This is a genomic window from Synechococcus sp. WH 7805 (assembly GCF_000153285.1).
Classification (GTDB): Bacteria; Cyanobacteriota; Cyanobacteriia; order PCC-6307; family Cyanobiaceae; genus Synechococcus_C.
Genome location: NZ_CH724168.1, coordinates 906,715 through 918,375 on the forward strand (window position 1 = coordinate 906,715; position 11,661 = coordinate 918,375).

Annotated in this window: 12 protein-coding genes; 3 read left to right on the forward strand and 9 right to left on the reverse strand. The window is 57.6% G+C overall.

The features are described from left to right. Positions 1–16: 16 nt before the first annotated feature. Entirely contained in the window at positions 17–1,606 is a 1,590-nt protein-coding gene (locus WH7805_RS04875) for a DUF1254 domain-containing protein (protein WP_006041890.1), read from the reverse strand. Positions 1,607–1,841: 235 nt separating this feature from the next. Between WH7805_RS04875 and WH7805_RS04880 the strand changes: the two genes are divergently transcribed. Next, positions 1,842–2,234 (forward strand): hypothetical protein, encoded by a 393-nt coding sequence (locus WH7805_RS04880; RefSeq protein WP_006041891.1) that lies wholly within the window; start codon positions 1,842–1,844, stop codon positions 2,232–2,234. A gap of 50 nt (positions 2,235–2,284) precedes the next feature. On the opposite strand, the gene WH7805_RS04885 is transcribed toward WH7805_RS04880, so the two are convergent. Both WH7805_RS04885 and WH7805_RS04890 read right to left on the reverse strand, forming a co-directional pair. Then, positions 2,285–3,436, reverse strand: a complete 1,152-nt coding sequence (locus WH7805_RS04885; RefSeq protein WP_006041892.1) for a DUF1254 domain-containing protein — start codon at positions 3,434–3,436, stop codon at positions 2,285–2,287. Positions 3,437–3,485: 49 nt separating this feature from the next. Beyond that, positions 3,486–4,604 carry a DUF1254 domain-containing protein gene (locus WH7805_RS04890; RefSeq protein ID WP_006041893.1) on the reverse strand — a complete coding sequence of 373 codons (1,119 nt, stop codon included), beginning with the start codon at positions 4,602–4,604 and terminating at the stop codon, positions 3,486–3,488. 130 nt (positions 4,605–4,734) lie between these two features. On the opposite strand from WH7805_RS04890, the gene WH7805_RS04895 reads away from it, so the two are divergent. Together WH7805_RS04895 and WH7805_RS15070 are read left to right on the forward strand one after the other, a co-directional pair. Beyond that, positions 4,735–5,988, forward strand: a complete 1,254-nt coding sequence (locus WH7805_RS04895; RefSeq protein ID WP_006041894.1) for a bifunctional cobalt-precorrin-7 (C(5))-methyltransferase/cobalt-precorrin-6B (C(15))-methyltransferase — start codon at positions 4,735–4,737, stop codon at positions 5,986–5,988. 35 nt (positions 5,989–6,023) lie between these two features. Continuing rightward, positions 6,024–6,146, forward strand: a complete 123-nt coding sequence (locus WH7805_RS15070) for a hypothetical protein (RefSeq protein ID WP_006041895.1) — start codon at positions 6,024–6,026, stop codon at positions 6,144–6,146. Between the two features lie 31 nt (positions 6,147–6,177). On the opposite strand, the gene WH7805_RS04900 is transcribed toward WH7805_RS15070, so the two are convergent. The 6 genes from WH7805_RS04900 to pheS form a co-directional block, all read right to left on the reverse strand. After that, positions 6,178–6,534 (reverse strand): PAS domain-containing protein, encoded by a 357-nt coding sequence (locus tag WH7805_RS04900; protein WP_006041896.1) that lies wholly within the window; start codon positions 6,532–6,534, stop codon positions 6,178–6,180. Positions 6,535–6,749: 215 nt separating this feature from the next. Beyond that, positions 6,750–7,178, reverse strand: coding sequence for a DUF192 domain-containing protein (locus WH7805_RS04905; protein WP_006041897.1), 429 nt, complete (start codon positions 7,176–7,178; stop codon positions 6,750–6,752). After that, complete coding sequence (locus WH7805_RS04910) at positions 7,178–7,855, reverse strand: response regulator transcription factor (RefSeq protein WP_038005056.1); 678 nt, start codon at positions 7,853–7,855, stop codon at positions 7,178–7,180. The genes WH7805_RS04905 and WH7805_RS04910 overlap by 1 nt, the downstream gene beginning before the upstream one ends. 17 nt (positions 7,856–7,872) lie before the next feature. Next, positions 7,873–8,781 carry an NAD(+) kinase gene (locus WH7805_RS04915; protein ID WP_006041899.1) on the reverse strand — a complete coding sequence of 303 codons (909 nt, stop codon included), beginning with the start codon at positions 8,779–8,781 and terminating at the stop codon, positions 7,873–7,875. Between the two features lie 75 nt (positions 8,782–8,856). Then, entirely contained in the window at positions 8,857–10,500 is a 1,644-nt protein-coding gene (locus WH7805_RS04920; protein WP_006041900.1) for an AarF/ABC1/UbiB kinase family protein, read from the reverse strand. A gap of 98 nt (positions 10,501–10,598) precedes the next feature. After that, on the reverse strand, positions 10,599–11,606 hold the full coding sequence (pheS, locus tag WH7805_RS04925; protein ID WP_006041901.1) for a phenylalanine--tRNA ligase subunit alpha: 1,008 nt from the start codon (positions 11,604–11,606) through the stop codon (positions 10,599–10,601). Positions 11,607–11,661: the final 55 nt, after the last annotated feature.

The window sequence follows — 11,661 nt, forward strand, 5'->3', positions numbered from 1 at the left end:
TCAGGAATGACAGGGCTCACTTGACCTGCTCGATGTCGTTGAGCTGCCAGGTTTTGTCGAACCAAGGTTGAAGCGGGCCATAGAGACGGAAGACAGCGAACCAGCCCTTACCAGGAACCGTTTGAATCCAATTCGCTTCCATACCTTTCGGCGCTGAGGGGCCGAAATACAGATCAGTGGTTCCGTCAGCATTCACAACCATGTCTTGATTGCGCTTGCTGTTCTTGCTGGGAAGAAGCTGATCGGTCTGCAGCTCAGAACGGGTCTGAGGGTCATAAACAACCATCGACCAGAAATCCTTCGCCGGAACATCGGCCTCAACCGTGAATTTGTAGGTCTTGCTGCCATCGAGATAGGCGCCAGTGGAATCTGTAGCCACCACTCCGTACTGGGAGCCAACGCCCTCCATCTTCAGCACCATCGCTGGCGTGTTGACGGTGTATCCCCAGAAGAAATTGTTTCGAGCGTCGAGATTCCGACCTCCTTTACCGCCATCAATCAGCCATTCGTAGCTCCCACCACCAAACGGTGTGAACCATTGCTTACCTTCGTAGAAATAAACCTCAGGGTTGCGAGGTTTGCCCATATCAGCGCGCACATAAGCCACACCCACCTGCACCGCCTCCTCCAGGAGTTCTCGTTCCTGCGCGCTGGGTGCAAAAGGCTTGCCTTTTTCCAGACCAATCGATGACGCCAAACCTCTTAATTCAGGATCAAGCAGATTGATCGGCTCCCGCTGAATCACCGTGTCGAGCTCTTCAAAGAAGTGGAAATTATTCGCATGAACCGTGTTAAATACACCTTCACCTCCTTGAATAAAGGTCATTGCTGGAGGGTCATCTTTCTGCGAAAGTGGGTAGAGCCTTAGGCCTTTCTTATAATTCGCAACAGCCTGATCTGGCTTACCCTCATCATCGAGAAAGGCTCTTAAAATCAACCAGTTGGAGTAACTGGGCGAACGGAAAACGAAATAACCATCGGTATTCTCAGGCTCCTTGTCGTCAGGACCAAGGATCAGATACTTGCCGCCTTTGCCCTTGTCCGGCCCGGGAGCTCCGGTATCAGCCACGAAGCGGAAGAATGCATCATTGATGGTGCCAGGGCCAAGACCTGCCGGAATCTCGATCACCAACGGCCCTGTATTCTTCAAATTGAAGAAGGTGGACCCATACACCGTATCGGTGTTACCCGTGAGAAAGAGGGGGTTGGAATTCAGTGGGGCCATCAACATGACCTTGGTGTGATCCGTCACTCCCTGAGAGGCATGTCCAGCCCGCAACATCTCGATGCTGGCCGCAGGCATCAAGGTAAGGAACGTCTCATAAGCCCGAATGAACTTGAGGTTGTCGAAGCTGGCCTTGGCAGTGACCGCATCGGGCATGCCATCAAAGAAGTTGAACGTACCGGCACTGGTTTTCACCGAATCCGGCGTCATCAGCTCGTCCGGAATAGGCGACGTATACCCCTTAGGGACATCACCGCTGCCTTTATTCAAAGACTGATTGCCGCCATCAGACTTACTGGAATAGCCCACAGCGAGCAAAGCAGCAAGGGTGACAGTGGAGAGTCCTTTGAAAACCGGACTCAGCCGACGCGTCATGGTCATCCGAAGATAGAGCTCACTATTTGGAAGCTAGGGGTAACTTCGAGAAGCGGCAGCCAAGGGACATTTAAAGATGATCCCATTCAGGCAATGATTTAAAAAGGAAAGCTCTGTTATTCCATCTGTTCAATCTGTGCAGCTCAACCAATACAGACAGAAATCGAAAGTTCTCCCAGACAAGACCAGCGCAAACTGTTCAGCGAGAGCAAACTGAGCCTAAGAAGCACTTTTCTTCAACATGAAAGGAACCCAAGCCATGGCCTATGCCATGGGAGCTATCTTCATCCTTGGCGAGACTGCACGTCGCGGCCTCGACTATTTCGCAATCAACGCCACAACGATGCTTGAGGACTATGGCTCAGGCATTTTGTTACTTCTGGCTGCAGCAGCCTGCACGGCCAAACTGAGCCAATCCACCATGTACCTCGCTGGGGCATGGGGATACAGCGCAGGCGGAATGTTTGTGCCCTTTTTTGCTCATCTGGAGGCCTACTTGAGAGGCGCTACTTTTAGGCCTGATCACCCGATTGAAGATGTTAGTGGGATCATCGTGAAAGGAGTGATCTGGGGCATCTGTGTTGTCGCTTTCATTGCAAGCCTGCGCGACCGATCAGCAACATTCAATTCCTGATCTATAGGGCCCTATCAAGAAGAGCCCTCAAACAAAACGAATCCGGCCAGCTATTGAGCTAACTGCAATTCAGGCCGGTCCCAACTGCCGTCGAAATAGGCAGGCTTAGGTTTGTAGATGCGCAAGGTGGCATTCCAACCTGGATAGATTGCAAGATAGTTGTCTTGATTTTTATCACCGCCAAAGTGAACGACAACGTCGCCCTGGTCATTCGTTTTCGCAAAGGCGCTGTTCAAATTGAACGGCTCACCCGTGGGGAAGCCCTCCTTGTCATACACAGTCAATGACCAGAAGGCATTATCAGCATTGGGAACATCTTTAAGAGTGAGTGTCTGGGGATCGGTTGATGTGGGTGTGTAGAAGAGGTACACCGCTCCCTCTTTGGGAAGTCCACCAATGCCAACGGCGACTCCCATATTGTTCTGCTCAGGAGAAACGACTCCCTTACGCCCATACAAGGCCTCCGACTGGATCCCCTTCTCGTTGCGCTCCTTGTTGTAGTCGGCGCGCAGAGCAAGCATTTGCTCCTTATTCCATTGGTTGGGCTGAATGAAGGTCCCTTTCTGTGCCTGCTTCACCGCAAGCTTGGCCTGCAAGGCCTGCGCCTTCGCAACATCAGCTGGGTCCTGAATGTTCACACCGGTACGGAAGGCCACCGTTGCATAGCGACTGCCAACGGCCTCCTTGGTGAGCTTGTATTCACCGGGATCTTGATGCACATAGGTATACCCTTCATCATTCACAACCATGGCGCTCTGATAACGACCACCCGTTTCAGGCAATGTGATCGTCGCTGGGCTGTTGAGATCAAGAACCAACCAGGAATAGAGGGTATCGAAATTAATCCGGATCACCGTTCGATCCTTGGGATCAGCAGCCTTGCTGTCGTTCCACAACACCCCCACACCTCCACTGCAGGTGGCCTTGGCAATTTTGCCCACATAAGCGGCCATCACGATTTGGGTTTCTGCTGCGGCGTAGTTGGCCTTGGTAACGGGCACAACCTCTTCACTTTGGATCTCAACGGCAGGCTTCGGGCAATCCTCTGGCTTAGACGCTTGCGATGAAGATGATGCCTTTGCTGTTGCATCAGATTGTGCTTCGGAGGATGCATCAGGCGCTTTGGTCTGACCGCATCCGCCTGCAATCAAAGCGATGCCAAGCAGAGCCGCAGTAGCGGAACTGGAAAAAATTTTGGTCATGAATTTAATACAAATGAATAATTAGATTGATGCGCACTGAAGCGATTAATCAATTCGCAGGCTCAAATTGAGGCGGTGTCCAGTTTCCGTTGAAATAATTCTCAGTTGGCGAGTAAATCCGTAGAGCAACATTCCAGCCTGGATAGATATCAAGATAATTGTCTTTGCTCTTATCTCCACCCAAGTGAATCACATAGTCTCCATTCTCATTCTTTTTGGCAAACGCACTGTTAATATTATAGCTTTCACCGGTTGAAAACCCCTTCTGGTCATAGACAGTCACCGACCAGAAAGCACGGGGATCACTGGGTACATCTTTCAAGGTGAGCGTGTGGGGCTCAGTGGAATTGACCACTTTGGGGAAGGGATAAACGGCTCCCTCTTTGGGAAGGCCGCCCCAGCCAACCGCAACGCCAAAGTTACGCAATTCCTCTGTCAATTCACCCTTCTTTCCAAACGCCATCTCTGATGTAACTCCTTCAGGTTCTCGACGCTTGTTGTAATCCTCACGCAAAGCAAGGATCTCTTTCATGTCGTATTTCTTCTTCGAGACAAATTCACCTTTCTTGGCTTGCTCAAGCTTGATCCCATCCTGCGCAGCAGCTGCTTTCTTGAGATCCTCTGGATCCTGCACATTGACCTGCGTGCGTACGAAAGCGAAGGCATAGCGACTGCCAACTGACTCCTTGGTCAACTCATAACTGCCTGGTTTGTCACTGATCAGGGGAATCCAATGCTCTTCATCGATGACTTCGAGAATCTGGTAACGGTCCGTATCAGGAAGGACCACAGTGGCGGGGCTCTCGAGATCAAGCACCGCGAAGGAATACAGGGTGTCGAAATTGGGGCGCAGGATGGTGCGCTCCTTTGGATCCATGGCTGCGCGCTGGTGGAGGAAAACACCAACGCCATCGCTGCAGGTGCCCTTGGCGATCTTGCGTACGTAATCCGCCAAGATCACTTCAGTTTCTGCAACGGCGTAATTGGCTTTTGTCACCGGTGTCACGGCTGTGCCCTCCTGAACCACCGCTGCTTTCGGACAGTCGCTGCCAGCCGAAGCCGTCTTGCTCTCTTCCGACTTGCCGCAGGAGCTCACCAAAACACCTGCCGTGATGGCAGAGGCCAAAAGCGCTAGGGAGCCGCGGCGGGCGATAGAGCGCACTGGCATTGCCAAAGTTCAAGGTGAACCTTCTTTAGCCAGCTCCTAAAAAAGAGTCCGGTCAACGCAAAACTTTGCACCAAAGATTTGCCCGATCGGGACCATCCCCACCACATCCAGGCTTCAGCACAATGACGTCATGATCGATGTGATCGGAACCGACGCTGGCGCACCTGCGTCCCTACCTCCGATGCACCAAAGCCTGGTGCAAGACGCTGACCTGGTGGCAGCTCCAAAGCGCATGCTGCCCCAACTTGTGGATTGGCTGGGCAGTCGCGCCACCGAACAGCAGCGCTTGGCCAGTGATGATCCGATTGCCCTCAGTGAAGCCCTTCGCCCGCTTGCGCAGACCCTGCGGATTGTGGTGCTGGCCAGTGGAGATCCCCTGTGGTTCGGCATTGGTCGCGTGTTGATCGAGCGGCTGGGGAGCAAGCGGCTGCGTTTCCACCCAGCACCCTCCTCCATGCAGCTGGCCTTCGCCCGCCTGGGCAGACCCTGGCAGGAAGCCGAATGGATCAGCCTGCACGGCCGTGATCCCAGCCCCCTGGCCCAGCGGTTGCAGAAACGGCCGGCCGCCCTGGCGGTGCTCACCGATCCAGGCCGAGGGGGCGTCGAAGAGGTCCGCGCGACTCTGCGCGGCAGCGGACTCGAATCGAGCTACTGCCTCTGGCTGTGTGAAGCCCTCGGTCACCACGACGAACGCGTGCAGTGCATCGAAGCGAACAAGCCTTGCCCGGATGACCTTCATCCTCTGCACCTGGTTGTACTGCTGGCCCAACCTCCCGTCCCATCCGCGCCAGAGGCTCTTCCATTGTTTGGGATTGAGGATGGCGACTACCTGCAGCACGACGACCGCCCTGGGCTGATGACCAAACGGGAGGTGCGCATCCAGCTGCTCTCGGATCTCGACCTGCCGGAACAAGGCGTACTTTGGGATCTGGGGGCTGGAACAGGGAGTGTGGGCCTGGAGGCCCTACGCCTGCGCCCGCGGCTGCAGCTGATGGCGATCGAACGACGAAGCGGTGGCGGGGCTTTGATCCAGGCCAATGCCCGACGCCTCGGCGTTGCACCGAGCTCCGTACTTGAAGGGGATGCTCTGACGCTGCTGCCTCAGCTTCCGGATCCAGATCGCGTGCTGGTGGGAGGAGGCGGGCGCCAACGAACAGCCCTGCTGAAGGGAGTGATTGATCGCCTCAGACCCGGCGGCATCGTGGTCATCCCCCTGGCCACCCTGGAAGCTCTTGCCGAACTGCGGCCTGTGCTCGAGCTGGCCGGGCTGCAGCTGCGGATCAGCCAGCAACAATCCTGGCGCGGTCAGCCTCTTGCCGAGGGCACTCGCCTGGCGCCGATGAATCCCGTTCTGATCCTCAAGGGCACAAAACCGGGGTCCTGAGCCCCAGAATCAGGCTGAGAACAGCGTCAGGCACCATGTCAATTCAGAAGAACAAACAGGTTTCCCCGCTGCGCATGAAGATCACCGTGCTGATCGCCGGCTTCGGGCCGCTGCTGGCCATCGGACTATTCCTGCAATCCAAGGGGTTCTTCGGTTAAGTACAGAAGAATCCTGGAGACAGCGGCGCTTTCATTGATCTCGACGCAAAAAGGCGATGCCGCCAACGCCCTCGCTGCCATCGGGAAGCTGCACGGGAAACTTACGGTCTTCGAAGGCCAATCGTTCTCCGTTGACAAAGATCTCGGTGAGCAAAACCTCAGGCTTACCAGTAGCAAGGACCCGTTGATCGGCTTCGCGAAAAGGAAAAGCCGATTGCTCATCAACGAAATCAACATCGGCTTTTCCGATCATCTGCTCAGGGGTCGTTTGCAATGTGCGGGCCACAGCCGCATTGCCATAAACGAAATGAAAGTTGGAGTCCTTGACGTACACGTGGGCATCCGTACCGGCAAGCACCGACCGCATCAGAGCTGAAACATCGGCCATACCATTCAACGCTGCTCTGCAACGCTCGAGAGTGTTCTTTCACAATGCCGCGCCCAGCAGGACCCAACCCACACTCCAACAGACCTTTCAGCTGATCCTCAGCGGTGACCCAGACAGCTGAGGATCCAGACAATGATCGAACGCACCAAACGACAGGTCGTGCTTACTCGTTCGTTTTGAAATTGACGAGCAAATGTTCAATCATCGGCGTTCGTTCACAGGCCTTCAATCACAACGGAGTCGCCGATCTTGATCCCCAGGCGCGCCGCTTCGCCAGCACCGATCTCGATCACACCATCAGCGAAATCCGCACGCCCGTTTCCATCAGCATCCGCCCAATAGGACGGGCAAGGAAGCGATGGACAGACAGGCACTTCAGCGGAAATCGCCAGCACCTGTCCATCCCGCACAAACACCAGATCGAGCGCGGCGAGGGTGTTCAACATCCAGAAGCGCATGGGGCGGGGCGGACTGGCGGGGAACCACATGCCTCGCAGCGGCGGCAGCGCTGGACGTTGCATCAAGCCGAGCTGCTGTTCCCTGGGCGTATCAGCCACCTCCAGATCAATGCAGGCGGATTCACGCGACTCCAGGCACCAGCGCGCTTCAATCGGCAGGTTTTGCGGTGGCGGTGGCAGCTCCATCAGCTGGGGTCGAGTCTTGGCGCACCATCGTTGAGGCAGTAGCCGCGGCCACGAATCGTATGGATCAGTCGCGACTCACCCCCCTCCTCCAGCTTCTGACGCAAATAACGCACATAGACCTCGATCACGTTGCTAGAGGATCCCTGTTCGTCGTTCCAGACCTCACGCAGGATCCTGTCGCGGCCCACCACGGTGCCGCGCTCCTCCATCAGCAACATCAGCAGGGCGTATTCACGAGACGTGAGAGCAACGGGCCTCTGGCCACGCCGAACCTGCCGGCAGCTGATGTCAACACTGAGATCGCCCACCTTTAATAAGGGACGACGCATCTGGCTGCGGTCCTGAATCACCAGATGCAGCCGCAGCCTCTGCAACAGATCGCTTGGCCCACTCGTGGTGAACCAGAAATCGTCTGCTCCGCAGCTGAAACAAACCTCGCGGGCCTCAATCGTGTCTTCGCTGACGCCAATCAGGATCGGCATTGACCCAAACCGATCCCTGAGCGAGGCCACCTGATCGATCGCATCAGCTCCTACAAGGCCCGCCGCCGGCACGCCACTAATCCCGGCAGACGCCCCCGCGTGGGTTTGGTAGCCAGACGCCAGCAGCCGGTCCGCCAGGGCCAAAGCGTCCTGGCCCAGCAACAACACCAAAGGGCGTTCATCGCTTTCGCTCATCAGCGTTTCAGAAACAGTCATGAACGATTGGGCTTGGCCACGTGAGGAAGACCCCAGCCCAGTTTGTTGCGCAGCACCTGGAAGAACTCATGGTCTGTCAGGCGCACAAACCGAACGGGATGGTCGCTGCGCCGGATCAGCACCCGGTCTTCAGGCCACACATAACAGCCCGCACTGCCGTCCACCACCATCATCAGCCGTTCCGGCGTGGCGGGAAACACGGTCACAGGTTCCTGGTCGCTGAACACCAGAGCTCTTGAGGCCAGCGAGTGAGGCGCGATCGGCGTCAGCTGCAGCACCGGACAATCGGGTGTGATCACCGGTCCTCCAGCGCTGAGGGCATAAGCCGTGGATCCGGTGGGTGTGGAGAGAATGACGCCATCCGCAGAAATATCCACCGGTGCGTGGCGGCCGATGGCGATCTCGAAGTGACACATGCTCGTGAGTGGTTCACGGTGCAGAGCCATTTCGTTGAGCGACAGAGCCTCCCAGCGGCGTTGATCGCCGCGCATCACGCTCACCACCAGATTGGCACGCTCCTCAATCGTCCACTGCTCCGTGAGCACCTGATCCAAGGCCCGATCCAGGTCATCGAGGTAAGCCTCGGCCAAAAAGCCGAGATGGCCCGTGTTGATCGTGAGAATCGGCACACCCACCGGCGCTGTCTGACGCGCGGCCGAGAGCACCGTGCCATCTCCCCCCAGCACGATCGCCAGGGCCATCGACGGATCAAAGCCTTCGGGAACACAGGCGTTGTATCCGAGCATGCGCAGGTGCTGGTCGGGATTGGCAAAGCCCACCATCCCTCCGGAGCTACTCACTCTCACCACCTCGTGGCCGCCGCGCTCCAGGCGAGCCTGAATGGTGATGGCGATCTCAACCGCCAGAGGCTTGCCATCGTTGACGATCAGTCCGACCCGGGGCACCGATCGCATCAAGCAACAGCACAACAAGTTTATGAGAAAGCTCAGCTGAATGGCCCTCGGTTGGATCTTTGTTGATCAGCGACGGCTGGAGCGAAGCAGGGACACGATCAACCAGAGACCGAAGAGCGTGGCGCCGATAAACAAGCCCTCGCTCACATTGCGCAGCAATTGCTGCTGAGCGAGCGTCGCCATCAGCGTGGCGCTGAGCAGCAGTGCGGCCACCAGAATCGCCAGCGACACCCGCTGCGACAGTCGCTCCAGCGTGGCGCGCAACGACTCCAGCCCCTCAAGCTGCAGGGCAAACACGAGCTCATCACTGCTAAAACGCCGCAGCAGCTGACTGAATTGACGCGGCGCTTCAAGGGAGAAATTGCGCAGATCCAGGCCGAACTGCATCAAACGCTCCTGCGGCAACATCACCGAGCGCGCCAGCAATTGAGCCACCAGGGGCTGCATTTCTCCGGTGAAACTGAACGCAGGGTTGAGCGAGCAGCCCACACCTTCCAAATTGGTGACCGACTTCACAAACAGCCCAAGCGTTCCGGGCACGCGCAGACCAGTGCGGTTGGCCAACTGCAGAAGATCGGCCAAAAACAGAGCGAAATTCAGCTCTTCCAAGGGTTTGGAGAAACTGCTGGCAATCAACGCATCCAACTGGCGTTGGAGCTGTTGCCGGTCAACCTTTATCCCGCGGGCTGCTGGAGCGATCTGTTCCAGCAGATCGGTGGCCCTGGCACCATCCTGATTGATCAGCGCCAGCACCAGATCCAGCAGATTGCTGCGGGTGCGCGGGTCGAACACGCCGACCATGCCGGCATCGAGCAGCACCACGCTGCCATCGCTCAACACCTTCAGATTCCCCGGGTGGGGATCAGCATGGAAAAAACCCTCCACGAAGTACTGCTCCACAAAGGCACCCAGAAGCGCCGTGGTGGTGGCACCAACCCCCGGACCCTGGCTGAGGGAGAGCCGCGCTTGGTCCGTGAGGATGGCGTCCCCTTCAATCCACTCCAACACCAGCACCCGCTGACCGGAGAGGTTCTGCACCACCTGGGGCAACCGCAGCTGCCCCTCAGGAACAAATGAAGAGGCCTCCAGACAGCGCTCCAAACGGAGAGTGTTCTGAGCTTCGATGCGGAAATCCAATTCTCGGCCCAGGGCATCAAGCACCTGGTCAGCCAGCCCGATGAAGTCGTACTGGCTGCCCAACGCCGTGGCTGAGGCCAGGGCCGCAATCTTGCGCAGCAGACGGCCGTCCTCAGCCACCTGGACCTCGATGCCTGGCCGCAGCACCTTCACGGCCACCGGCACCCCGTCCTGCAAGGAGGCCCGGTACACCTGTCCCACACTGCCAGCTGCAATCGGATCGTGGTCGAACGTGCGGAAGGCCTGCGTGACCTCGCTGTTCAGCTGCTCTTCCAGTTGGGGACGCACCTTCTCCCAGGGCACTGGCGGCACGTTGGCCTGCAGCTCACTGAGGGCCTCGATATAGGCCTCACCGAGCAGGTCCGGGCGCGTGCTGAGCAACTGGCCCAGCTTCACGTAAACCGGTCCCAGCTCCGTGAGGATGTTGCACAGCACCGATGGCAGGGGAAGCCTGGTCTCCTCGGCATCACCACGACGCAGAAGCTGGGAGAGAAACGCCCATTCATGCTTCGAGAGAACCTGAACGATCTCCAGGGCTCGCGCGGAGCCATCGAACACCGAAAGCACAGACACCGCTCAAGCCGAATCACATCTCACTGGATCATGGAGAGAGCGCAGAGATCGGGCATCACTCTTCCCCGAAACGCGCCCGCAAAGGATCAGCCCTGCCCTCAGAACTGCTCGAGGAAGCGCAGATCGCTGGTGTAGAGCCGGCGGATGTCGTCAATGCCATGGCGGACCATGCAAAAACGTTCCACGCCAAGACCAGCGGCAAAACCACTCCAGCGCTCAGGATCGAGCCCCAGGCCTTCGAGCACCGCAGGGTCCACCATCCCGCAACCCATCACTTCAAGCCAGCGACCCCGCCACTGCACATCGACCTCAGCGGAAGGCTCTGTGAACGGGAAATAACTGGCGCGGAAACGCACCGGCAGATCTCCGAAAAAGGCCTTGAGGAAGGCCATCACCGTGCCGCGCAGGTGACTGAAATCCAAGCCTTCATCGATGGCCAGCACCTCCACCTGGTGGAACACCGGGGAATGGGTGGCGTCCACGGCATCCCGGCGATACACGCGGCCGGGGGCCACGATGCGCACCGGCGGTGGATTGCTTTCCAGATGCCGGATCTGCACCGGTGAGGTGTGCGTACGCAACAGCAGGTTGTCTTTCAGATAAAAGGTGTCCTGCATGTCCCGGGCCGGGTGCTCCGGGGGAATGTTGAGGGCGGTGAAATTGTGATGGTCGGTCTCCACCTCGGGCCCCTCCTCCACCTGATAACCAAGACCACAGAACAGATCAACGATCTCCTCGGTGGTGCTGATCAAGGGGTGGCGATGCCCCATGGGAACGCCTACCGGAGGAGCGGTGACATCCAGAGTCTCCGCTGCGATGCGAGCCTCCATCGCGGCCTGTTTCACGGCCAGGAGGCGCTCTCCCAGGAGCGTCTGCACCTGAGTTTTCAAAACATTGGCGCGCTGCCCTACCAGCGGCCGCTCGTTGCCGGGCAACTTACCCATGGATCCGAGAACGCCGGAGAGACGGCCTTTCTTTCCAAGCAATCCAACCCGCAACTGCTCGAGGGCATCGGCATCGGCAGCGGCGGCGATGGCTTCAGCCGCTTCGGCCTCAAGGGCCTCCAGCTGATCGGTGAGCTGCTGCAGGGTGACGGTGGCGCTCACGGCTTTGACAAGACGACAGCTGACTGTAAGCAGTGATCACGACTAGGTTCGCCCC